The organism is Pseudomonas sp. 8Z, assembly GCF_902506535.1.
Taxonomy (GTDB): Bacteria; Pseudomonadota; Gammaproteobacteria; order Pseudomonadales; family Pseudomonadaceae; genus Aquipseudomonas.
Map to the genome: position 1 here is coordinate 181,551 of NZ_LR733827.1, position 24,084 is coordinate 205,634.

17 protein-coding genes and 1 pseudogene are annotated in these 24,084 nt (G+C 61.1%); 12 read left to right on the top strand and 6 right to left on the bottom strand.

Going from position 1 to position 24,084, the window contains the following annotated elements; genetic code table 11:
* Nucleotides 1–8: 8 nt before the first annotated feature.
* From AERO9A_RS13595 to AERO9A_RS22850, 7 genes and pseudogenes are all read left to right on the top strand, one after another.
* The gene (locus AERO9A_RS13595) at nucleotides 9–1,373 is read left to right on the top strand and encodes a DUF1329 domain-containing protein (RefSeq protein ID WP_256665965.1); all 1,365 of its coding nucleotides are present in this window, start codon (nucleotides 9–11) and stop codon (nucleotides 1,371–1,373) included.
* 53 nt (nucleotides 1,374–1,426) lie between these two features.
* The gene (locus AERO9A_RS13600) at nucleotides 1,427–2,488 is read left to right on the top strand and encodes a YCF48-related protein (RefSeq protein WP_159972491.1); all 1,062 of its coding nucleotides are present in this window, start codon (nucleotides 1,427–1,429) and stop codon (nucleotides 2,486–2,488) included.
* 46 nt (nucleotides 2,489–2,534) lie between these two features.
* Nucleotides 2,535–4,925 carry an RND family transporter gene (locus AERO9A_RS13605; protein ID WP_159972492.1) on the top strand — a complete coding sequence of 797 codons (2,391 nt, stop codon included), beginning with the start codon at nucleotides 2,535–2,537 and terminating at the stop codon, nucleotides 4,923–4,925.
* Nucleotides 4,925–5,647 carry a hypothetical protein gene (locus AERO9A_RS13610; protein ID WP_159972493.1) on the top strand — a complete coding sequence of 241 codons (723 nt, stop codon included), beginning with the start codon at nucleotides 4,925–4,927 and terminating at the stop codon, nucleotides 5,645–5,647. The genes AERO9A_RS13605 and AERO9A_RS13610 overlap by 1 nt, the downstream gene beginning before the upstream one ends.
* 10 nt (nucleotides 5,648–5,657) lie before the next feature.
* The gene (locus AERO9A_RS13615; protein ID WP_159972494.1) at nucleotides 5,658–6,578 is read left to right on the top strand and encodes an alpha/beta hydrolase; all 921 of its coding nucleotides are present in this window, start codon (nucleotides 5,658–5,660) and stop codon (nucleotides 6,576–6,578) included.
* A 943-nt stretch (nucleotides 6,579–7,521) separates the two neighbouring features.
* Nucleotides 7,522–7,731, top strand: a pseudogene (locus AERO9A_RS22845) (HAMP domain-containing protein); the annotation flags it as partial.
* A gap of 24 nt (nucleotides 7,732–7,755) precedes the next feature.
* Complete coding sequence (locus AERO9A_RS22850) at nucleotides 7,756–8,586, top strand: methyl-accepting chemotaxis protein (protein WP_372239694.1); 831 nt, start codon at nucleotides 7,756–7,758, stop codon at nucleotides 8,584–8,586.
* A gap of 340 nt (nucleotides 8,587–8,926) precedes the next feature.
* Here the strand turns inward: AERO9A_RS22850 and AERO9A_RS13625 are convergent, their stop codons facing one another.
* Together AERO9A_RS13625 and AERO9A_RS13630 are read right to left on the bottom strand one after the other, a co-directional pair.
* Entirely contained in the window at nucleotides 8,927–9,877 is a 951-nt protein-coding gene (locus AERO9A_RS13625; protein WP_159972496.1) for a PDR/VanB family oxidoreductase, read from the bottom strand.
* A complete protein-coding gene (locus tag AERO9A_RS13630) occupies nucleotides 9,874–10,938 on the bottom strand; it encodes an aromatic ring-hydroxylating dioxygenase subunit alpha (RefSeq protein WP_159972497.1) in 1,065 nt (354 codons plus the stop codon). Before AERO9A_RS13630 ends, AERO9A_RS13625 begins: the two co-directional genes overlap by 4 nt.
* Before the next feature lie 184 nt (nucleotides 10,939–11,122).
* On the opposite strand from AERO9A_RS13630, the gene AERO9A_RS13635 reads away from it, so the two are divergent.
* Complete coding sequence (locus AERO9A_RS13635) at nucleotides 11,123–11,851, top strand: GntR family transcriptional regulator (protein ID WP_159972498.1); 729 nt, start codon at nucleotides 11,123–11,125, stop codon at nucleotides 11,849–11,851.
* 63 nt (nucleotides 11,852–11,914) lie between these two features.
* Here AERO9A_RS13635 and AERO9A_RS13640 read toward each other — a convergent pair whose 3' ends face one another.
* On the bottom strand, nucleotides 11,915–12,877 hold the full coding sequence (locus tag AERO9A_RS13640) for an integron integrase (protein WP_159972499.1): 963 nt from the start codon (nucleotides 12,875–12,877) through the stop codon (nucleotides 11,915–11,917).
* 242 nt (nucleotides 12,878–13,119) lie between these two features.
* On the opposite strand from AERO9A_RS13640, the gene AERO9A_RS13645 reads away from it, so the two are divergent.
* A complete protein-coding gene (locus AERO9A_RS13645) occupies nucleotides 13,120–14,100 on the top strand; it encodes an IS5 family transposase (protein WP_159972500.1) in 981 nt (326 codons plus the stop codon).
* A gap of 134 nt (nucleotides 14,101–14,234) precedes the next feature.
* Here the strand turns inward: AERO9A_RS13645 and AERO9A_RS13650 are convergent, their stop codons facing one another.
* The 3 genes from AERO9A_RS13650 to AERO9A_RS13660 form a co-directional block, all read right to left on the bottom strand.
* Nucleotides 14,235–15,779 carry a P-loop ATPase, Sll1717 family gene (locus AERO9A_RS13650; RefSeq protein ID WP_159972501.1) on the bottom strand — a complete coding sequence of 515 codons (1,545 nt, stop codon included), beginning with the start codon at nucleotides 15,777–15,779 and terminating at the stop codon, nucleotides 14,235–14,237.
* 96 nt (nucleotides 15,780–15,875) lie between these two features.
* On the bottom strand, nucleotides 15,876–17,126 hold the full coding sequence (locus tag AERO9A_RS13655; protein WP_159972502.1) for a ribonucleotide-diphosphate reductase subunit beta: 1,251 nt from the start codon (nucleotides 17,124–17,126) through the stop codon (nucleotides 15,876–15,878).
* 400 nt (nucleotides 17,127–17,526) lie between these two features.
* Nucleotides 17,527–20,433 carry a ribonucleoside-diphosphate reductase subunit alpha gene (locus tag AERO9A_RS13660; protein ID WP_159972503.1) on the bottom strand — a complete coding sequence of 969 codons (2,907 nt, stop codon included), beginning with the start codon at nucleotides 20,431–20,433 and terminating at the stop codon, nucleotides 17,527–17,529.
* A 737-nt stretch (nucleotides 20,434–21,170) separates the two neighbouring features.
* Here AERO9A_RS13660 and AERO9A_RS13665 point away from each other — a divergent pair.
* The 3 genes from AERO9A_RS13665 to AERO9A_RS13675 are packed head-to-tail and all read left to right on the top strand — an operon-like array spanning nucleotide 21,171 to nucleotide 24,084.
* Nucleotides 21,171–21,896 carry a winged helix-turn-helix domain-containing protein gene (locus AERO9A_RS13665; RefSeq protein ID WP_159972504.1) on the top strand — a complete coding sequence of 242 codons (726 nt, stop codon included), beginning with the start codon at nucleotides 21,171–21,173 and terminating at the stop codon, nucleotides 21,894–21,896.
* A gap of 23 nt (nucleotides 21,897–21,919) precedes the next feature.
* Nucleotides 21,920–22,480 (top strand): GNAT family N-acetyltransferase, encoded by a 561-nt coding sequence (locus AERO9A_RS13670; protein ID WP_159972505.1) that lies wholly within the window; start codon nucleotides 21,920–21,922, stop codon nucleotides 22,478–22,480.
* Nucleotides 22,477–24,084, top strand: a complete 1,608-nt coding sequence (locus tag AERO9A_RS13675) for an ATP-binding protein (protein WP_159972506.1) — start codon at nucleotides 22,477–22,479, stop codon at nucleotides 24,082–24,084. Before AERO9A_RS13670 ends, AERO9A_RS13675 begins: the two co-directional genes overlap by 4 nt.

Below are 24,084 nucleotides of genomic sequence, written 5' to 3' on the forward strand. Positions count from 1 at the left end.
CAGGTGCAATGACTATGTTTAATAAGAACCTGATTACGACCCTGTGCAGCCTTGCCCTGCTCACCGGTGGCCTGGCACAGGCCGCCGTTAGCCCTGATCAGGCCGCGCGCCTGAAGACTGACCTGACCCCCATGGGCGCCGAGCGTGCCGCCAATGCCGACGGCAGCATCCCGGCCTGGGACGGCGGCTACACCCAGGTGCCAGCCGGTTATAAAAGTGGCGACAAGCGCGCCGACCCTTTTGCTGGCGAGAAGCCGCTGTACAGCATCAGCGCCGCCAATATGGGCCAGTACGCCGAGCAATTGGCCGAAGGCACTAAGGTGCTGCTGAACAAGTACCCCGACTACCGCCTGGACGTGTACCCGACCCATCGCAGCGCCGCCGCGCCGCAGTGGGTGTACGACAACACCTTTGCCAACGCCACCCGCGCCCAGATTGACGTGCCGACCGAGAAGGTCAGTGGTGCCTACGGTGGTATCCCATTCCCGATCCCGCAAAACGGCGCCGAAGTGCTGTGGAACTACCGCCTATCCTGGCAGGGCGGTGACACCATTAGCTCGCCGTTCGACACCTGGCTGATGACCGCCGGGGGCAAGAAGGTGCAGGCCACTCGCGCCAAGTTCAGCTACCAGTTCCCCTACTACTTCAAGGAGGGCAACCTGGAGAGCTTCGGTGGCAAATATCAGTGGGGCAAGCTGTACACCGAGTTGCCGTCGTCCAAAGCCGGTGAAGGCCTGATGACCCACTGGGACGTCGACCCCTCCGCCCGTGCTGCCTGGCAATACCTGGTCGGCCAGCGCCGCGTGCGCCGCGCGCCGAATATCGCCTACGACACCCCGGATTTCGTCACCTCCGGCGTTGGTCTGTTCGACGAGGCCTTCATGGTGTTCGGCCCAACCGACCGCTACGACCTCAAACTGGTGGGCAAGAAAGAACTGCTGGTGCCCTACAACAACAACCGTGCCGGCCTGGCCAAGAGCGATGATCTGGTGCAGCCGCGCTTCCTCAACCCGGATCTGGTGCGCTGGGAGAAGCACCGCGTGTGGGTGGTTGAGGCCACGCTCAAGTCGGGTAAGCGCCACGTCGTACCGCGCCGCACCTACTACGTGGACGAGGACTCCTGGCAGGTGCTGCTGGTTGATGGCTACGACGCACAAGGTCGCCTGGGCCGCCAGATGTACAGCCTGACCCTGCTGGCGCCGGACATGCCGGCCCTGACTGCGCAAGTGATGTGGGGCAGCTACAACCTCGACACCGGGGCTTACTTCCTCAACTCCTCAAGCAACGATCTGAACGAGCAGTACCACACCATCGAGCGGCCTTCTGCCACGTTCTTCACCCCTGACGCCATGGCTAACTCCAGCATTCGTTGATTCGAGCGACCGGGGCGGTGCTGCCTGCCGCCCCGGCTTTCGAGGAGGTTTTAATGAAAGTCTTAGCGAAAGGGCTCAGCGGCCTTGCACTGGTGCTGGCCGGTGTTTTCGCCCTTGGCGTGCAGGCGGCTCCCGCCGTATTGGAGCGCCCAGCCTTGCTCAGTGCCAAGGCTGAACGCAGCGTGATACTGGATCTGGCGCGTGCCGGGCAGCGCCTGGTTGCGGTTGGCGAGCGCGGCATCATCCTGCTGTCGGACGACAACGGCGCGAGCTGGCGCCAGGTTGAGGTGCCGGTCAGCGTCAATCTGACGGCTGTGCAGTTCGTCGATGCGCAGCAGGGCTGGGCGGTCGGCCATCTTGGCGTGGTGTTGCACAGCAGCGACGGCGGGGAAACCTGGAGCAAGCAGCTCGATGGTATCCAGGCGGCCAATCTGGTGTTGCAGGCGGCGCAAGCGAGCGGCGACTCCGCACAAATCCAACAGGCCGAGGCGATGGTGGCCGACGGCCCGGATAAACCCTTTCTCGACCTGTATTTTCAGGATGCGCGCGTCGGCTACCTGGTCGGTGCCTACAACCTGATCCTGCGTACCGAGGACGGTGGCCAGACCTGGCAGAGCTGGATGGAGCATCTGGACAACCCGCAGGCGCTCAACCTTTACGCCATACGTGCCTGGCGCGGCGATCTTTACATCGCTGGCGAACGTGGCCTGTTGCTACGTTCCAGCGATGGCGGCGAACACTTCGCCGCCCTGACATCCCCCTACGAGGGCAGCTTCTTCGGCCTGCTCGCGACCCATGATGGCCTGCTGGCCTTTGGGCTGCGCGGCAATGCCTGGTGGTCGAGCGATGGTGGCGAGTCCTGGCAGGGGCTGGAAACTGGCGTGGAGTCGGCCCTGGCCGCCGCGCTGGAACTGGCCGACGGCCGTTTGCTGTTGGCCGGTCAAGGCGGCGAACTGCTGATCGCGCAGCCCGGCAGCCTCAGCACACAAAGCGTGCCGCTGCGTTTGGCGCCTGGCCTGTCCAGCGTCGTCCAGGCGGCTGACGGCAGCCTCGCCAGTGGCGGCCTGAGTGGCATCGCTGCGCGGCAAATCCCTGAACAATCGGCCCAGCGCTGAGTGATCCCGTGTCGGCGTGGCATTTGCCGCGCCTGAGGAGTGCGTAGTGAAATTCGAGAATCCTGACGATGCCGTACCGACTGTCGCTGTGCATCGGGATACCTTCGATCCGCGTTCGGGCAATGTCGTCGAGCGCGCCATCTTTAATCACCGCCTGCTGGTGGTTGTGCTGTGTCTGGCGCTGACCCTGCTGCTTGGCTGGCAGGCGCGCGGCATCGGCATCAATGCCAGCTTCGAGAAAACCATCCCGACTCAGCACCCTTACATCGCCAACTTCCTTGCTCAGCGCAGTGAACTGAGCGGCGTCGGCAACGTGCTGCGCATCGCCGTGGCCACAAAAGAGGGCGACATCTTCAACGCCGCCTACCTCGACACCCTGGCGCGCCTGAACGATGAGCTGTACCTGCTGCCGGGCGTCGACCGGCCCTATATGAAGTCGCTGTGGACGCCGACCACGCGCTGGACGGCGGTGACCGAAGAAGGCCTCGACGGCGGCACGGTGATCCCCGATGGCTACGACGGCTCGCCCGCCAGCCTCGAAGAAGTGCGTGCCAACGTCGCCCGTTCCGGGGAGATTGGCCAACTGGTGGCCGGCGACATGCATTCGAGCGTGATCTTCCTGCCGCTGCTCGACCGCAACCCGCAAACTGGCGAAGCGCTGGACTACGCCGCGCTGTCGCAGCAACTGGAAGCGCTGCGCAGCAAGTACCAGGCCGAAGGCGTAAGCATCCACATCACCGGCTTCTCGAAGATCGTCGGCGATCTGCTGGAAGGCCTGGGGCAGATCGCGCTGTTCTTCGTCATCGCCGTACTGATCAGCGTGACCATGCTGCTGGCCTACACACGCTGCCTGCGCAGCACTTTCGCCGTAGTCGCCTGCTCGCTGGTGGGTGTGCTCTGGCAGGTCGGGTTGCTGGCGTCGTTGGGTTACGCGCTCGACCCGTACTCGATTCTGGTGCCGTTTCTGGTGTTCGCCATCGGCATGAGCCACGGCTCGCAGAAGATGAACGGCATCATGCAGGACATCGGCCGCGGCCTGTCGAACCTGGCCGCTGCACGCATGACCTTTCGCCGCCTGTTCCTCGCCGGGCTGACCGCGCTGATCAGCGATGCGGTGGGTTTTGCCGTGCTCTGGGTGATTGACATTCAGGTCATCCGCGACCTGGCCATCACCGCCAGCATCGGCGTGGCCGTGCTGGTGCTGACCAATCTGGTGCTGCTGCCGGTACTGCTCAGTTACACCGGCGTTAGCGCCAAGGCGGCGCAGCGCAGCCTGCGTGACCAACAGGCCGGGCACGAACGCCATCCGCTGTGGACCAGCCTGTCGCGCTTCGCCACGCCGCGTCGTGCCGTGGCTGCGCTGCTGGTCGGCGCCTTGCTGGCAGTAGGCGGCAAGCTGGTTGGCAGTCATCTGCAGATCGGCGATCTGGACCCCGGCGCGCCGGAGCTGCGCGCCGACTCGCGCTACAACCGCGATGCGGCCTTCATGAACGCGCACTACGCGGCCAGCTCGGACATCTTCGTGATCATGGTGCGTACCCCCGAGGATCAGTGCACGCGTTACAACACCCTGGCAGCGGTGGATGAGCTGGCCTGGCGCCTGGAGCAACTGCCGGGCGTGGAGGCCACCAACTCCATGGCCAGCCTGAGCAAGATGGCCAGCGCCGGTTACAACGAGGGCAACCTCAAGTGGTACGAGCTGGTGCCCAACGAAGGTGCCCTGGGCGCCGTGCAAACGCGCGCCCCGCGTGAACTGTTCAACCAGGGCTGCTCGCTGCTGTCGCTGTACGTCTACCTGGCCGACCACAAGGCCGCGACCCTGTCGCGGGTGGTGGCCGAGAGCGAGGCCTTCATCGCCCAGCAGTCGCTGCCTGAGGTGAAATTCATGCTCGCCGCCGGCAGCGCCGGTATCGAAGCGGCCACCAATATCGTGGTCGAAAAGGCCATGCACGAGATGCTCTATTGGGTCTACGGCGCGGTCATCCTGCTGTGCTGGATGACCTTCCGCAACTGGCGCGCGGTGCTCGCCGCGATCCTGCCGCTGATGCTCACCTCGGTACTGGCCGAAGCACTGATGGTGGCCTTGGGCATGGGCGTGAAGGTGGCCACGCTGCCGGTGATCGCCCTCGGCGTGGGCATCGGCATCGACTACGCGTTGTATGTGCTCAGCGTGTTGCTGGCGCGCATGAAGGCCGGCGACAGCCTGGTCGATGCCTACTACGGCGCGCTGCTGGCCACCGGCAAGGTGGTGCTGCTGACCGGCCTGACCCTGGCCATCGCCGTGGCCACCTGGGTGTTCTCGCCGATCAAGTTCCAGGCCGACATGGGCATCCTGCTGGCCTTCATGTTCCTGGTGAACATGCTCGGCGCGCTGATCCTGCTGCCGGCCCTGGCCTGGCTGCTGCTGCCGCGCGGCAGTCGCAAGGCGGCTGACTGATGACGCGGCTGGCTCTGACCTTGGTGCTGTGCTGCCTGGCTCCGCTGAGCTGGGCGCAACCCTCGCTACGCACCCAGGCGGTACTGCTGACGGCCAATGCGTTGGTGTACTACAACCCTGACCCGCAAGCGCAACCGGATGAACGCCATTTGGCGCGTATGCAACAGGCTGGCACAAGCATGCGTGAGCAACTTGCCGTGCAGCCTTGGCCAGAGCCGTTGCGTCAGGCCGTTGATGAGCTGCTGGCGCGCCAGGCGCAACTGGCCAGCGTGCCTCGCCAGCAGGCGCCGCGTTACCCACAACTGCTGGTGGGCTTGCTTGATGCGCGGCTAAAACTGGAGGCGCAGTTGCGCCAACAGGTGCCCGCAGCGGAGCAATCGCAGCAGGTGCAACAGCGCCTGAGTCAAGCCATCGGTGAACTGCTGATCAACGCCATGGCGCGCCATGCCAGGGTGCTGGGCGCGCACTCGTTGAACCTCGACCAAGACGGCTTCAATGCGTTGGATCGGCAGATCGAGACGGATTTCACCGTCTTGGTCGACCTGTTACCGGCGCAGGCCGAGGTGTTGCACAAGCAGCATCGGGTCTATCGCTTTGCTCGCCAGCGCTTGCTCGAAGCCGCCTCTGGCCAGGCCGATGGCAGCCTGGAGCGCTATATCGGCGGGGTGTTGCTGAGCCTCGACAATTTGCTTGATGACCCTCTGTCCAATCCACTGTCATGAGAACTCTGCGATGAAACTCGTGCAAACCCTCGCCGCCAAATTGCTTCGCGCGTTCGCCAAACGGATGAAGTCGAGCTTCGTGTATGCCAGTGCCGACTATCCGCTGCAGGCGCGCCAGACTCGTTATATCGACACCCCGCAGGGGCGCGCTCGTGCGCTGTTCTATTGGCCGCTGAGCGGATGTAAGCAACCGCGACCGGTCTACCTGAACCTGCACGGTGGCGGCTTCGTAGCGGGCGTGCCGGAGCACGATGACAGCTACTGCCAGCGCCTGGCGCACAACCTGGGCTGCCTGGTGGTCAACCTCGACTACGTGCTGGCGCCCGAGCATCCCTTTCCGGCGGGGCTTAACCAGTGTTTCGCGGTGCTGGAGTGGCTGGCGGACAACGCCACTGAGCTGGGCATTGACCCCTGGCGCATGGCTGTTGGCGGGCACAGTGCCGGCGGCAACCTGACCGCTGGCGTTGCCGCCCTGGCGCGCAATCATCAGCGTCTGCGCGTGGTGCATCAGGTGATCGACTACGCCGCGCTGGATCTGGCCGCGCCTGCTGAGAGCAAGACATCACCGCTGGACAAACCGCTGCTGGCCCCCGGTCTGATGAAGTTCTTCATGAGCTGCTATTTCTCCGACCCGGCGCAGGCACGCGACCCGTTGGCTTCACCCGCATTGGCCTCGGTCGAGCAATTGCGCGGACTGCCGCCTGCCACGCTGATTACCGCCGAGTACGACGTCTTACTGGCGGAAGGCCAAGCCTATGCCGCCAAGCTGCGCGAGGCCGGTGTTGCTGTGCAGGAGCGCATGTTTGTCGGCTGTGACCATATGTTCACCCACCTGGGCCCGGACGACAGCGCCGAGCAGGCCTGGCAACTGATCGAAGACAGCCTGCGCAGCGCCTTCGCCGAGTCGCGGCCTGCCATGGCAGGGGCGTGATCGCCAGGCAAACGCGGCCTGTGCGCGCATTTGGATGCTGAGGACAATCGGGATGTTGAGGCAAATCGGTCGGCGCTTCGTCGACTGCTCGGTAGGGCAAAAACTCGTAGTCGGCTTTGGCCTGGTTTCCTTGCTCGCGGTATTGGCCATCGCCCTGGGGCTGCATGCCACGGCGTCACTGCTGAAGCAGAGCGGTGAAGTTGGCGAGCAAGTGGCGATCGATCAACTGGTGTTGCACATGCATGCCGCGCAGAAGGCTTATGCGCTGCAGCCTGAGCCTGCGCGCTTAGCTGAGGTCGAGCGCCTGATAGAGGATGTGCAGGCGCGCTTGTCTGCCCATTCGGGCGAGCCAGCGTCGCCGCTCAATGAACTATCGCGGCAACTGCGCGCAGCGCTTGACGGCTATCGCACGCAGTTTGAGGGCTTTATCAGCAGCCAGCGCGAGGCACGCGAGGCGCAGGCGCAGATGGAGCAACAGGCTGACGAAGCGCGCCTGCAATTCGAGGCCGTGCAGATGGACATGCTCGATCAGGTACGCGGCGCCTTGGACGGCGGCGTGCTGCTTGATGCCGACCCGCTGAGCCTGGCCGAGCAGGCCTCGACCTTGCTGCGTGAGCTGCTGGTGGCGCGCAGCCTGGAATTTGCCTACGTGCAGAACGCTGAGGCGGCTGTGCAGGCACGCTGGGGCGAGCGGGTGCAGGGCATGGCCACGGCGCTGGAGCTGCTCCACGGGCGCGTCGACCAGAACTCGGCGCAGAGCCTGGCGGCGGCGTCGCAGGCCTTGCAAGCCTATCGCCAGGCCTTTGAGCGCTACCTGCAGAGTCGCGACCTGAGCAGGCAGGCTGGCGAGCACATGGAGCAGCAGGCGCAGGCGCTGATGCAGCCGATCGAGCAGGCTGTCGTCGAAGGGCGTGCGCGTATGCAGGCACACGGCGATAAGGTGATGCTGGAGCAATTGAGCGGCGCAGCGGTGATCGTGCTGCTGGCGCTGGTGGCATCGCTGACCATTCGTGGGCTGATCCTGACGCCTCTGCGCAGCACCCTACAGCTTGCCCGGCGCATCGCCGAAGGTGACCTTGGTGCTGTCGACCTGGTCGATACCCGCAAGGATGAACTGGGCCAGTTGATGACCACCATGCAGGCCATGGCCGCAACGCTGCGGCAACTGGTCATGGGCATGGGCGCTGGCGTTGCCGGCCTGGGGCAAGCCAGCGGCACCTTGGCCGCACTCAGTACGCAGAGCAATGCTATTGCCCAACGGCAGAGGCAGGAGACCGAACAAGCGGCCACCGCCATGCATGAGATGGCCGCCACCGTGCAACACGTGGCGCACAATGCCGCGCAGGCATCGCAGGCCGCTACCCAGGCGCAACAGTGCGCGCACAACGGCGCCCAGGTGAGCCAGCAAGCGAGCCAACAGGTGCAGCACCTGGCCGAGCAGATGAGCCAGTGCGCGGCCGCGATGGATGACCTGCAGCAGCAGATCGGGCGTATCGATGGCGTGCTGGACGTGATCAGTGCCATTGCCGAGCAAACCAATCTGCTGGCGCTCAACGCCGCCATCGAAGCCGCCAGGGCCGGACAACAGGGCCGTGGCTTCGCCGTGGTCGCCGATGAGGTGCGGGCCTTGGCCTCACGCACCCAGGCCTCGACGCGCGAGATCGCGGCACTGATTCACGCTTTGCAGCAGGGCTCCAGGCAGAGTCAGGCGCAGATGCATGATTGCCGTGACTTGAGTGAACAGGCCGCCGCATGGGCTCAGCAGGCGGGCGTTGCCTTGGCCGATATCACCGCAGCGGTGGCGCTCAGCGAACAGATGAACCAGCAAATCGCCGCCAGTGCCGAGCAGCAGAGTAGTGTGGCCGATGAGGTAAGCCGCAATGTCAGCCAGATTCGCCATGATGCCGAGCGCGCCGCACAGGCCAATCAGCAGACGCTGAGCGCCAGCCAGGCACTGGCCACACTGGAGCAGCAACTGCGCCAGGCCATCGCCGGTTTGCGCACCTGAGGTCGTTGCCTTGGCGAGAGGGGCAGTCTGGAGGAGGGGGCCTCTAAAAACATAGGCGGGGCAGCCAGCGCAATACCGATGGCTGCCCCACAAAAACAGGCGAAAAACGACTCGGAGTCGCGTTCGACTTTACGCGCTGTAAATGAGCATTTTGATGGGGGCGCCTAGCTCGGACTCGCGCACGAGCCTGTTTTTAACGCAGCGATGGTAACGCACGACTGCATGGATGCAGGAGGTAGAGCGACGCAGGAAGCCAAAGCCGAGGTAGTTTTTAGAGGTGCTCTGGAGGGTATCCAGATGCTGAGATGACGGCGCCGCATGTTGGGCGCCGTCTCTGCGTTTACAGATCCACCACCAGACAAGCGCTACGCGAGCGCGAGCAGCAGGGGGTGAACTGGTCGTTGCGGGCTTTTTCCTCGTCGCTCAAAAACAGATCGCGGTGCTCCGGCTGGCCATCCACCACACGAGTCAGGCAGGTGCCGCAGATGCCCTGGCCGCACGACACCGGAATGTCGAAACCGGCGTCCTCCAGCACCTCCAGCGCGGTGCGATCTTCCGGCACATGCAGTTCCAGACCTGAACTGGCGATGCGCAGGGTAAAGGCGCCACCGCCGCTCTCAGCCTCCGGCGCGGCGAAGTATTCGCGGTGCAGGCGTTCCTCTGCCCAGCCCTGAGCGCGGGCAGTGTCCAGCACGTATTCCATGAAACCGTTGGGGCCGCACACATAAAGCTGGCTGTCGGCTGGCTCGGCGGCGAGCAGGGCGGGCAGGTCGAGCTTTTGCGCCGCCTCGCCATCGTCGCGGTGCAGATGCGTGTGCGCCGCGAAGGGCGCGCCGACCAGGCGCTCGGCAAAGGCGGCGAGCTTGGCTGAGCGCACACATTGGTGCAGATCGAAGTCCGCACCGATGGCATACAGACGCCAGGCCATCGACAGCAGCGGCGTGATGCCGATGCCACCGGCCAGCAGCAGGCTGCGCGGCGCCTGCTCATCAAGGGCGAACAGGTTGCGCGGCGCACTGATGCTCAGGCGTTGACCGATGCGCAGCAACTCGTGCACGGCCTGCGAGCCGCCGCGCGAGGCCGCGTCACGCAAGACGGCGACCCGGTAACGGTGGCGCTCGGCGGGGTCGTTGCACAGCGAATACTGACGGATCAGCCCGTTGGGCAGATGCAGGTCGATATGCGCGCCGGCCTCGAAGGGCGGAAGCGGCGCGCCATCGGCTGCCACCAGCTCCAGGCCGAGGATGCCCTCGGCCTCCAGGCGCATGGCGCGGATGATGACCTCGATCATGATGCGCTCCTGGCCAGAATCTGCCCGTCGCCCTGAGCCTGCTCGGCTTTGACCAGGCGCTCGATGATACGCCGCGCCTGCACGCCGCCGGCGTCGATATTGAGCTTGAGCAGGTTGCGTTCAGGGTAGCGCAGCAGGTTGCGTTGCTGGCGTTCGAGCATCTCCAGGTCTTCGCTGAAAATCTTGCCCTGGCCTTCGCGGATACGGTCGGTGAGTTCGGCGTCATCCACCTTGAAGCGCCGCGCCATGCCCCAGAAGTACCAGATCGAGGTGTCGTTCTCCGGGGTGATGAAGTCGACCACGATGCTGCTGGCCTTGTACTGATCAGGCGCCTCATAGCCGCCATGCCCAGCAATCGCCACGCCCACCTCGATCAGCACATGGCTGGGCGGGGTGAAGCGGCAGATCTGCCAGCGGTCTACCGGCGCCGTTTCGTCCAAGCCATTGGCGCTCAACGCCGCACGCCAGAAGGGCGGTGCAGAGATGTTCTCCATAAAGCGGCTGGTAATCACCTCGCTGCCGTCGACGCGGGTGTTGACCGGCGCCTCGTCGATTTCCTTCTGACCGATGCTGCTGGCATGCACGTAGGTTTCGTGGGTCAGATCCATCAGGTTATCGACCATCAGCCGGTAGTCGCAGCCGATGTGATACAGGCCGCCACCGTAGGCCCACTCGGGGCTTTCCGCCCACTGCAGATGTGGCAGTTGCGCCGGGTCGGCCAGGGCTTCATCACCGGGCCAGACCCAGATGAAACCGTAGCGCTCCACCACCGGGAAGCGGCGGATACAGGGGAAATGCTGCACACGTTGGTTGGGCATGGCGGCGGTCTTGCCGTCGCAGCCCATGGCCAGGCCGTGGTAGCCGCAGACCAGCAGGCCGTCCTCGACATAACCCAGCGATAGTGGCGCGCCACGGTGCGGGCAGAAATCCTCCAGGGCCACGGCGCGGTTTTCCGGGCCACGGTAAAACACCATCGACTCACCGCAGATGGTGCGGCCCAATGGCTTGTTATCGATCTCGTCCGGCGTGCAGGCCACATACCAGGTGTTTTTCGGAAACATGACAACCTCCTCAAATGGGCGTGTTTATTGTTATTGGATCCAATAGTTAGTCATTGGAGCGGTTTTGACTACTTTTGTTTGTGGTTGTGGATCCATTTATGGGCGTTTATCGCACAAAAAGCCGGTTTGAACTGGCCGCTGGCTACCGTAGACTGGCGCCATTGGATCCAATCAAGGAGAGGTCATGAGCGGGCCAGGACAACGTGTATTGGCGCTGCTAAGGCAGATGATTGCCGAAGGCAGCCTGGCGGCAGGCGAGCGCATTGCCGAGATCCCCACGGCTGAGCGCCTGGGAGTATCGCGCACGCCGGTACGCATGGCGTTTCGCGTGTTGGAGCAGGAAGGCCTGCTGATCCGCCATGGCGCACGCGGCTATGCCGTGCGCCAACTGGGCGAAGAAGAACTGGCAGGCGCGGTGGAAGTGCGCGGCGTGCTCGAAGGCCTGGCTGCGCGCCAGGCTGCTGAACGCGGGGTGTCCGAAGCCGTACGTGCGGTGCTGCTGGAATGCCTGACCCGCGGTGACCAACTATTCGAAAAGGGCTACCTGAGCGAAGAAGACCTGGCCAGCTACCACGACATCAACCTGCGCTTTCACCAGGCCCTGGTGGAAGCCAGCGGCAACCCGGCCATCGCCACCGCCCTGGCGCGCAACGACCACCAACCCTTCGCCTCGGTCAGCGCCCTGGCCGTGGATCGTGCCCACCTGGATCGCGAATACCGCCGCTTCAACTTCGCCCACCTGCAACACCACGCCGCCGTCGACGCCGTACTCGCCGGCCAGGGCGCCCGCGCCGAAGGCATCATGCGTGAACACGCCAACGCCACCTTGCGCTACGCACGCTTGTTCGGCACGGAAGAGGGCGCAAGGAGTGGGCGGACGGTGATACAGCGGGGCAGTCAAAAGGCGGGCTAGCGAAAGGCTGCTCCAGTCACGTAGCCCGGATGCAATCCGGGGTGGGCGTCACGAATAACCCGCTCACCCCAGCGGGCTGACGACACCGGCAAAGCCCTTGCCCAGTACGTGCGTGTAGATCTGCGTCGTGCGGATATCGGCATGCCCCAACAGCGTCTGCACGGTGCGTATATCACTGCCCCGACGCAGCAGTTCGGTGGCAAAACTATGGCGAAAGGTGTGGCAGCTTGCTGGCTTGTGCAGGTTGGACTGCCGGACGGCATGCCTGACCGCCTTCTGAATGGCACTGACATGCAGGTGATGACGAACAATCTGCCCGTCCTCATCGGTGCAAAGCCCCGTTGACGGAAACAACCACTGCCATTCGAATGAGTGGCCGGCCTTTGGATATTTGCGGCGTAACGCAAAGGGCAGGCTGACGGGGGCTTGATAGAAAATGTCCCGTTGCTTCCAGGCGCGAAACATACGCGCTCTGCGCTCCAGCAATGGTGTGATCAAGGGTGCCGGCAAGAGTGTAGTTCGATCCTTGGCGCCTTTGCCGTCATGGATGGTGATGACCTGCTTATCGACATCGATATCCTTGATGCGCAGGCGCGCCGCCTCTACTACGCGCAAGCCCGCGCCGTACATCAGCGAAGCCAGTAATTGATGAGGTTGACCCAACCTGGCAATCAGCGCTGTCGCTTCCTCGTGCGTTAGCACGCAGGGAATACGCGCCGAGCGTTTGGCACGCACCACCTCGCCAACTTGCCCAAGGGGCTGCTGCAACACCTTCTCGTACAGAAATACCAGCGAATTGAGCGCCAGATTCTGGGTGGCGGCCGCCACCTTGCGCTCAACGGCCAGCCAGGAGAGAAACGCATTGACCTCAGTAGCGCCAAGTTCAAGAGGATGGCGTAGTTGATGAAAGCGGATGAAATAGCGAATCCAGTACCAGTAGGATTGCTCCGTGCGGATGCTGTAATGATGCACACGCATTACCGCCCTGAACTGCTCTTGCAAACGAGGCTTGCTGGAGGTCTCCATGGCCGACTCCCTGGCTGTGTTTTTGTACAGTAGTAATGGTAGAGCAAAAAGAGGAAGTCAAGCGAATACGTTGGCAGGTCAGTGGCGGCGCGATAAGGTATTGATTTAAATAGATTTGCTTTGTGGTGGGAATGACGATGGTGCGGAGTTAGATGGAAGGCTCTACTATCGCGTTAGGGATGGTCTGAAAAAGACTTCCCGAATCTGTTGAAATACGCTGATCCCGCCAGCCGAGTTTTTCCATGAAGCAGATGACCTTCGCCGACGCCGAGTACGCAGGTAAGCGCAAGCAGACCCGCAAAGAATTGTTCCTGATCGAGATGGATCAGGTGGTGCCGTGGAAGGGGTTGCTTGCCTTGATCGAACCGCATTACCCGAAGGGTGACGGCGGCCGTCCAGCCTACCCGCTGATGGCGATGCTGCGTGTGCACCTGATGCAGAACTGGTTCGGCTACAGCGATCCTGCTATGGAAGAAGCGCTGTACGAGACGACCATCCTGCGTCAGTTCGCTGGGCTAAGCCTGGAGCGCATTCCCGACGAAACCACCATCCTCAACTTCCGTCGTTTGTTGGAGAAACATGAGCTGGCGGTCGGCATCCTTGGCGTGATCAATGGCTACCTGGGCGATCGTGGCCTGTCGCTGCGCCAAGGCACCATCGTCGATGCCACGTTGATCCATGCCCCCAGTTCGACGAAGAACAAGGACGGCAAGCGCGACCCGGAAATGCACCAGACCAAGAAGGGCAACCAGTATTACTTCGGCATGAAGGCTCACATTGGTGTCGATGAGGAATCGGGTCTGGTGCACAGCGTGGTCGGGACGGCAGCCAATGTTGCAGACGTTACTCAGGTCGACAAACTGCTGCACGGCCAAGAGAACATGGTTGCGGCCGATGCTGGGTACACCGGCGTCGAGAAGCGGCTTGAGCATGAAGGACGCGAAGTCATCTGGCAGATTGCGGCGCGCCGGAGCACGTACAAGAAGCTGGGCAAGAACAATCCGCTCTACAAAGCCAGACGCAAGATTGAGAAAGCCAAGGCCCAGGTGCGTGCCAAGGTTGAACACCCGTTCCGGGTGATCAAGCGGCAGTTCGGCTACATGAAGACGCGCTTCCGAGGTCTGGCGAAGAACACGGCTCATCTGATGACCTTGTTTGCCCTGTCGAACCTATGGATGGCGCGCCGACATTTGCTGACTACCGCAGGAGAGGTACACCTGTAATGTGAGGAATGGCCGCTACGAGATGCTCGTGACGGCCAAAAACGAAGCGCTGAGCGGACAACCTGACCGGTTTTGACTGGTCGGTGCGTTCAAAATCGGCAGAGGTCGAAGTCGGCCGGAAATGTCGGGCTATTTCAGACCATCCCTATGCGTTGATTTCTTTGCTCGTTAGATGCAGAGCTTACCTCAATGTCGTACTCATCATGGATTTCCTCAGCTTCGTCTAATTTTAACTCCGACTGGGATGTTCCTAACGCTAGCCAATAGCAAGGATGGATCAGTAGTCTCGAATTGTTGGAGAATTCTCTGTCTGGCTCCTTTCCATCGTGACAGAACACGAATGATGCTGATTGTTCGTTATACATGCCAATAAATCCTACGCTGTAAAGCCTTTGTAGGACTTGTGTTTCGTTTTCAAAAAGATAAATATCTTGGAGTTTTTCTCTGGCTATTCGATCTAGGGAAAAAATAGATGATATTTTTTCTGCTGCGTCAGCAGTGCTCATTTCTGGTTGGCAGCCGGAGAAAACTCTTGTGAACTCTTCAAGAGCTGGGAATATAGATTCATATTCCTTGTGCAGGTCATTTAAACGGTTTGATGAAATGCTTTTTGCTGTCGACTCTATATCGTCTAGTACTATTTCCTTTCTGTCGTGTGAGTGCGCTCTTAGGAATGCGTCGTTAAGGAGAACTAGAATGTCTCTAGGTCTGTAAAGAGTGAGTTTTAGGGCAGTTCTAAAGCCGTCCTTGCCTTTTAATTCGTTGGCTGTGAATTGATTCCAAATTCTAGTATTGTTTTCTATGTCGCTTTGGAATGCTGTTCTCATCCTGTTGCAGACTAGGTTAAATAAATTGTATTCGTCCCAGTGAAGTCTAAGGGTTTGGCCTTCTATATTTCTTGTGAAGTCTGGGTCTAGCTTTGATATTGAGCGGTATATGTTGTCTCTTACAAAGGCGAATGCAGTGATATATTCATTTGATCTGCTTTTTATGTCTATAGCTGTCTGAATGAACCCATCGACAATGGCGACGCCTAGGTCGTCGGGACTATAGCCTTCGTCTAGTTTGTCGGCAAATATTACATATTGAATGTCGGCTTTTTCTAGTGCTTCAAATAAGACTTCTTCGATTAAATCCAGTTCTAGAATATCTGATAGGTCGGCGATTCTGGATTGAGGACTTTGTTCGTTGTTGATTAGATCTTTTAGTTTTCTTCTGATTTTTGTGGAAATGCTTTGGCGCCTTGAGCCCCATGATTGTATGTGGTGTGTTATCGAGCTTGTATCAACAAATTTTTGTAGTTTGTAGTGGTTTAGTAGGTCTGTAATTATCTCCATATACATACCATATCTCCATGCCATTTTTGTGCCGGCTTTGATGTGGAGATATTTGTCGCCAAATAATTCAAATGTGTCCCGGAGTCCAATTATCTGTTCTTCTTCGGGGGATATGACCATTATTTTTGTTTTTTGCTTGTGAGACCAATGCTTAGATAGCATGTGGACTAATGCGCTCTTCCCTGTTCCTCGCCGGCCAACAACTATTGATCGATCGTTGGATTCCAATAAAGATTTATAGTCTGAAGTTTCCCAAAATGAGGATTCCAGCATTTTTGAGTCATGTTCTGCTCGGATATCACCTAAAACATTTCCTTTCATTGTTGCCTTCTTATAATTCACAAAAAAGCCCCGCTTTGAGCGGGGCTTTTAGTTTCTCTCGCTACCCCGAACATCCGTAATCAGGTAAAGCGCTTTCTAATGGTCTAGACCCAAGAATCAATCCCAGCTCAACGCCCCACCAGTCTGATACTCGATCACGCGGGTCTCGAAGAAGTTCTTCTCCTTCTTCAGATCCATGATCTCGCTCATCCACGGGAAGGGGTTGGTAGTACCTGGGTACTCTTCCTTCAGGCCGATCTGGGTCAGGCGGCGGTTGGCGATGAATTTGAGGTAGTCCTCCATCATCGCGGCGTTCATGCCCAGTACGCCGCGCGGCATGGTGTCACGCGCGTATTCGATCTCCAGTTGGGTGCCCTGCAGGATCATCTGGGTCGCTTCGTCCTTCATGTCGGCGTCCCACAGGTGCGGGTTTTCGATCTTGATCTGGTTGATCATGTCGATGCCGAAGTTCAGGTGCATGGATTCGTCGCGCAGGATGTACTGGAACTGCTCGGCGGTGCCGGTCATTTTGTTGCGGCGGCCCATGGAGAGGATCTGGGTGAAGCCGCAGTAGAAGAACACGCCTTCCAGGACGCAGTAGTAGGCGATCAGGTTCTTGAGGAACTGGCGATCGGTTTCCGGGGTGCCGGTCTGGAAGGTGGGGTCGCTGATCGAGCGGGTGTACTTGAGGCCCCAGGAGGCTTTCTTCGCGACGCTCGGGATCTCGTGGTACATGTTGAAGATTTCGCCTTCATCCATGCCCAGCGATTCGATGCAGTACTGGTAGGCGTGGGTGTGGATCGCTTCCTCGAAGGCCTGGCGCAGGATGTACTGGCGGCACTCGGGGTTGGTGATCAGGCGGTATACGGCCAGCACCAGGTTGTTGGCGACCAGGCTGTCGGCGGTGGAGAAGAAGCCGAGGTTACGCTTGACGATGCGGCGCTCGTCTTCGGTCAGGCCATCGGTGCTCTTCCACAGCGCGATGTCGGCGTTCATGTTCACTTCCTGCGGCATCCAGTGGTTGGCGCAACCATCCAGATACTTCTGCCAGGCCCAGTCGTACTTGAAGGGTACGAGCTGGTTGAGGTCGGCGCGGGCGTTGATCATCTGCTTGTCGCCGACGTGTACGCGAGCGCTTTCGCCTTCGAGTTCGTCCAGGCCTTCCTGGATGTCGAGGGCGTCCAGGGCTTTCTTGGCGCGGGCTACGGCGTCGGAGTCGGTGGCTTCTACGGCGCGCGCTTCGAGGGCGGCGTCACCGCCGACGCGGTTCAGTGCGTCGAGGCTCATGTCGCCGGTTTGTGCGGTGGCTTTGTGTGCGACGGCGGCTTCTGCGCCGTCTTCCTTGTCGAATTCATCCCAGCTCAGCATGGCTTGGCTCCTGCGTGAGGGCCGGTAAAAGTCCGGCCTGTATGGATATACAGATAATTTGAATTATGTTCCGTTGCGGTTTGCGCGCAAGGGTGAAACGGGTGCCGCTGGTCGGTAGGCGGTGGATTGCCTGCCGACCTGTGCCGCTCGACCCCGGAGGGAGGAGGGCGGGAATTGGTGGGGAGGGGCGATGGCTCGGGCTTTGGGTCGCGGCTAAAGCCCCTCCCACATGAATACGCCGAACCGCTTTCCCTCTCCCTCAACGCCTGCTCGGTGTGAGCGTGTAGCTGAGCGAGTGAGCGCTAGGCGCCTGGTAGGCTGGAGCCCCTGAGCGTACTTCAGTACGTGATGGGGGCCGGCCTACCGGGCAACGACGCGGGCGCCGCTCAGATACGCGCGCTTATTGGCACGCTTCGCAGTCGGGTTCGTCGATGGCGCAGGCTTTCGGTACTGGCGCCGGGGCCGGGGCAGCCTGCTGGGCAGGGGCCTGGGCCTTGGCTGAGAAGCCTTCGTCACCACCGGCGGAAACAGCGTTGAGCTTGCCGGTGTTGATGGTGGACTTCTCGGTGCTGGTGGCGGCCAGGGCACGGAGGTAGTAGGTGGTTTTCAGGCCACGGTACCAGGCCATGCGGTAGGTCACGTCGAGCTTCTTGCCCGAGGCGCCGGCGATGTACAGGTTCAGCGACTGCGCCTGGTCGATCCACTTCTGGCGACGGCTGGCGGCGTCGACGATCCACTTGGTTTCCACTTCGAAGGCGGTGGCGTACAGGTCTTTCAGATCCTGCGGGATGCGCTCGATCTGCTGCACGGAGCCGTCGTAGTACTTCAGGTCGTTGACCATGACCGGATCCCACAGGCCGCGGTTCTTGAGGTCGCGTACCAGGTAGGGGTTGATCACGGTGAATTCGCCGGAGAGGTTCGATTTCACGTACAGGTTCTGGTAGGTCGGCTCGATGGACTGCGACACGCCAATGATGTTGGAGATGGTCGCGGTCGGCGCGATGGCCATGATGTTCGAGTTACGAATGCCTTTTTTCACGCGCTCGCGGATCGGCGCCCAGTCCAGCGTTTCGGACAGGTCGACGTCGATGTACTTCTGGCCACGGGCTTCGATCAGCAGTTGCTGCGAGTCCAGCGGCAGGATGCCCTTGCTCCACAGCGAACCTTCGAAGGTGCTGTAGCTGCCGCGCTCGTCGGCCAGGTCACAGGAAGCCTGGATGGCGTAGTAGCTGATGGCTTCCATCGACTTGTCGGCGAACTCGACGGCGGCGTCGGAGCCGTAGGCGATGTGCTGCAGGTACAGGGCGTCCTGGAAGCCCATCAGGCCGAGGCCGACCGGACGGTGCTTGAGGTTGGAGTTACGCGCTTGCGGCACGCTGTAGTAGTTGATGTCGATGACGTTATCGAGCATGCGTACAGCGGTTTTCACGGTGCGACCGAGTTTGGCCACGTCGAGCTTGCCGTCATTGATGTGGTTGACCAGGTTGACCGAACCCAGGTTGCAGACGGCGATCTCGTCCTTGTTGGTGTTCAGGGTGATTTCGGTGCACAGGTTGGAGCTGTGCACGACACCGACGTGCTGCTGCGGGCTGCGCAGGTTGCACGGATCCTTGAAGGTCAGCCATGGGTGGCCGGTCTCGAACAGCATCGAGAGCATTTTGCGCCACAGGTCTTTGGCCTGGATGGTCTTGTACAGCTTGATCTTGCCGTACTCGATCAGGGCTTCGTAGTACTCGTAACGCTCTTCGAAGGCCTTGCCGGTCAGGTCGTGCAGATCCGGTACTTCGCTCGGGCTGAACAGAGTCCATTTGCCGTCTTCGAAGACGCGCTTCATGAACAGGTCAGGGATCCAGTTGGCGGTGTTCATGTCGTGGGTACGACGGCGATCATCACCGGTGTTCTTGCGCAGTTCGAGGAATTCCTCGATGTCCATGTGCCAGGTTTCCAGGTAGGCGCAGACCGCGCCCTTGCGCTTGCCGCCCTGGTTGACTGCAACAGCGGTGTCGTTGACCACTTTGAGGAAGGGCACGACGCCCTGGGATTTGCCGTTGGTGCCCTTGATGTAGGAGCCCAGCGCGCGCACCGGCGTCCAGTCGTTGCCCAGACCGCCAGCGAATTTGCTCAGCATGGCGTTGTCGTGGATGGCGCCGTAGATGCCCGACAGATCGTCCGGCACGGTGGTCAGGTAGCACGAGGACAACTGCGGGCGCAGGGTGCCGGCGTTGAACAGGGTCGGGGTCGACGCCATGTAGTCGAACGAGGACAGCAGGTTGTAGAACTCGATGGCGCGGTCTTCGCGGTTCTTCGGCTCTTCGATGGCCAGGCCCATGGCCACGCGCATGAAGAAGACCTGCGGCAGTTCGAAGCGGATGCCGTCCTTGTGGATGAAGTAGCGGTCGTACAGGGTCTGCAGGCCCAGGTAGGTGAACTGCTGGTCACGCTCATGAACCAGCGCCTTGCCCAGCTTCTCCAGGTCGTATTCTTTGAGTTTCGGGTCGAGCAGCTCGAACTGCGCGCCGGCTTCGACATAGGCCGGCAGGGCCTTGGCGTAGAGGTCGGCCATCTCGTGGTGAGTGGCGCTGCCAGTGATATTGAGGAAGGTCAGGGCCTCGGCGCGGATGTTGTCCATCAGCAGACGGGCGGTGACGTAGCTGTAGTTCGGCTCGCGCTCGACCAGGGTACGGGCGGTCATCACCAGGGCGGTGTTGACGTCCTTCTCGGCTACGCCGTCGTACAGGTTCTTCAGGGTTTCACGCTCAATCAGCGAGCCGTCGACCTCGGCCAGGCCTTCGCAGGCCTCCTTGATGATGGTCTGCAGGCGGCCCATGTCCAGCGGCTGCAGGTCGCCGCCAGCGGTGGTGATGCGGATGCTCGGGTGCGGCTGGGCGATTTCGCTGTCGGCGCTGGCCTTGCGCTTGCTGGCCTGGGCTTCGCGGTAGATCACGTAGTCGCGGGCGACTTTTTGCTCGCCGGCGCGCATCAGGGCCAGTTCGACCTGGTCCTGAATTTCTTCGATGTGGATGGTGCCGCCGGACGGCATGCGGCGCTTGAAGGTGGCGGTGACTTGTTCGGTCAAGCGCGCGACGGTGTCATGGATACGCGACGAGGCGGCAGCGGTGCCGCCTTCTACTGCGAGGAACGCCTTGGTGATGGCGACGGTGATTTTGTCATCGGTGTAGGGGACGACGGTGCCGTTGCGCTTGATCACGCGCAGTTGGCCAGGGGCGGTGGCAGACAGATTCTGCACCGAATCGTCGGCCTGCGGCGCCTGGGCCTGCGGGTTCTCGCGAGAGGTGTCGGTATGCATGGAGATCTCCGTGTTCTGTAATTTTGGGTTGGACGCCACGGTTGGAAACCGTGCCTTGTCCGCCGTTCATTCCTTAAACAACTCATTCGCACACAGCAGTGAGGCTGGGTACGGGGTGTTGCAAAAGCGGGCAGTCAGGGCGCGACTTCAGGTGCCGTCCTGGCGCAAAAGTCAAAACGGGGCGCGTGCACCCCGCCTACTACATATAGTGGTCGGCTAGCGAGCTGACTCGCCGCCTGACCTGCTCGCACATGCCTTGTGTAGGGGCTGTGCGGCTGTAGCCCAGGCTAGGCCTAGGCATGTATGAATCTGTCATTCGGATTGTCGGAAAACCTTGTGAAAAGGTCTTGCGCGATGCGTTGTTTTTGTATCCGGTTTCTGGCTGGAACCCAACATCTGGTGGGTGCTGCGTAATGGGGATACAAGATAGTGCGCTGTGTGAGGCAATGCAAGGCACTCGGAATTGGACAACCTGTGGATAACGTGTGAGTGGCTTGTGCGTGACAGCAGGGGAGCCCGCGTGATCTCTGGCTCTGACCGGGTATGACCGTTCGTCGCGCATTATTGGGGGCTGTGGGGGGAGTTCTTGCGGCTGTTCGCTGGCGCACAGACTACCACTATATGTAGTGATGTTGGCATGTGCCGTGCTTACAGCCGACCGCCGGGTTTTGCTGCTCGCGCTAAGGTGAGCGCAGCCCCTAGAATGGCTGGCGTTCGCGATGTGGATGAGGTGAGTTGTGGAGCAAGAAGCGTGGCAAGTCCTCATCGTCGAGGATGATCAGCGTCTGGCGCAGTTAACTCAGGAGTACCTGGAGGGCAACGGCTTGCGTGTGGCCATCGAGGCCGACGGAGCACTAGCGGCGTCGCGCATTCTGGCTGAGCAGCCGGATTTGGTGATTCTTGATCTGATGCTGCCGGGCGAGGATGGCCTGAGCATTTGCCGCAAGGTGCGCAGTGGTTACAAGGGGCCGATCCTGATGCTGACCGCGCGTACCGATGACATGGATCAGGTACTGGGTCTGGAGATGGGCGCCGATGACTACGTGTGCAAGCCGGTACGCCCGCGCGTGCTGCTGGCGCGTATCCGTGCGTTGCTCAGGCGTCGCGAAGGCGCTGACGGCGAGCGTGATGAAGGGGCGCCACGGCGTCTGCAGTTCGGCCCGTTGGCTATCGACAGCGCCATGCGCGAGGCCTGGCTGGGCGAGCAGGGTATCGAGCTGACCAGCGCCGAGTTCGACTTGCTCTGGCTGCTGGCGGTCAATGCTGGGCGCATCCTCTCGCGTGAGGAAATCTTCAATGCCTTGCGCGGCATTGAGTACGACGGCCAGGATCGCTCCATCGATGTCCGCATTTCGCGTATCCGCCCGAAAATCGGTGATGACCCAATGCACCCACGGTTGATCAAGACGGTGCGCAGCAAGGGTTACCTGTTCGTCAGGGAGGCTGCCGAAGGGCTGCTGTGAATAGGCCGAACCCGACTCGCCAGATGAGTAGCCCACTGACTGGTTTTAGCACCTTGACGACGCGACGCCTGCTGCTACGTGAAATCGTCCAGACGGATATCCAGGCGATTTTTCGTGGGCTGTCCCACCCGCAGATAACGCGCTACTACGGCGTGTCCTACGCCACGCTAGAGGCTACTCAGGAGCAGATGGACTGGTATCGCGAGCAGTTGCTTGAGCGCACCGGCATCTGGTGGGGCATTTGTCTGCCGCAGGCGCCAGGTGAGCTGCTGGGTGCCTGCGGTTATAACGACTGGGAGTGTGACCATCGCCGCGCGGAGCTGGGCTACTGGTTGCTGCCGCAGCACTGGGGTAACGGCATCATGCGCGAAAGCCTGGAGGTGGTGATCGCACACGGGTTTGCGGCGATGAATCTGCACCGTATCGAGGCGGTGGTAGACACCGACAATGGCGCCAGTAGCGGGTTGTTGCGGCGTTTGGGCTTTACCCATGAAGGCGTGCGCCGCGAGTGCGAGCTGCATAACGGACGTTATCTGAGCCTGGACTGCTTTGGCCTGCTGCGTGCACAGCGGGAGGCGCGATGAATTCGATCTTCCTGCGTATCTACGGCGGCATGCTCGCCGCGCTGGTGTTGGTGGCGCTGCTGGGTGTCGGCACCTTGCACGTGGTCAACCAGGTGCGCGCTGATCAATACCGCGAGGGCCTGGCGCGTGGCACTTTTCGCCTGATGGCGGACAATCTGCAGGGCATGAGTGAGGTGGAACGGCGCCGGGCACTGGTGGTGTGGTCGCGCTTGTTGGGTATTCCTCTGCAATTGCAGAACCTGACCGATGCGCCCCTGGAAAGCAGCGCGCGTAGCCGCCTGAAAAGTGGCAATGTGCTGGTGCAGCAGACGGGGCCGCATTCGGCGAAGGTCTACAGTTTGCTGGGCGGTAAGCAGCAGTTGTTGCTGACCGGTGAGGTGCAACAGATCAGCGAGCAATTGGCGCGGGCCACCAACTATTTGTTGATCGATGAGTTGGTGCGTTATCCCATTGATGAGCAGCCGCAGCGCCTGGCGCAGCTCAAGGCAGATAAGCAGTTCGGTTTCGACCTGCATTTAGTGCGCCTGGATGAGTCGCGCATGGATCCCGACCAGCGGCGCCGTGTCGATGAGGGCGACACGGTGATGGCGCTGGGGCGCGGCGGTGATTCCATCTACGTGTTCTCGGGTATCGTCGATACGCCCTGGGTCTTGGAGATTGGCCCGCTGTACCAGATGAACCCTTATCCGCCGCAGCTACTGGTGCTGATCGGTGCGGTCGGCCTGAGTCTGATCGGGCTGATCGTCTATCTGCTGGTGCGCTCTCTGGAGCAGCGCCTACGCGGGCTGGAAGCCGCTGCCACGCGTATTGCCGGCGGTAATCTGGATGCTCGCGTGCCGACGCGTGGAGCGGATTCGGTCGGGCGTTTGGCGAGTGGTTTCAATGCCATGGCCGAGCACTTGCAGAGTTCTCTCAATACGCAGCGTGAGCTGGTGCGTGCGGTGTCGCACGAGCTGCGTACGCCGGTGGCGCGGTTGCGTTTTGGCCTGGAGATGATTGCCGATGCCGAAAGCGACAAGGCGCGGCGTAAGTACATGGATGGCATGGACAGCGACATTCAGGATCTCGACAAGCTGGTCGACGAGATGCTGACTTACGCTCGCCTGGAGCAGGGCTCGCCGGCGCTGAGTTTTCAGCCGGTGGCGCTGGGTGCGCTGATCGCTCAGGTCATCGACGAACTGGCGCCTTTGCGCGCCAGTGTGCGGGTCGAGTGTGGGCCGTTGATCAGTGTGCAGGGCGAGGGCGCCTCATGGGTCGAGGCCGAGCCGCGCTATTTGCATCGGGCGCTGCAGAATCTGCTCAGCAACGCCATGCGCTATGCCGAGTCCCGCGTGCTGATCAGTTGCCAGGTTGGCTATAAACGCTGCCGTATCGATGTCGAGGACGATGGCCCAGGCGTGCCGGAGGACGCTTGGGAGCGGCTGTTCAGCCCCTTCCTGCGCCTGGATGACAGCCGCACTCGCGCATCGGGTGGGCATGGCTTGGGGTTGTCGATCGTGCGGCGGATCATTCATTGGCACGGCGGTCGTGCGCAAATTAGCCACGGTGAGCGTTTGAGTGGCGCGCGTTTCAGCCTGGTCTGGCCATGTCGCCAGGGTGAATGA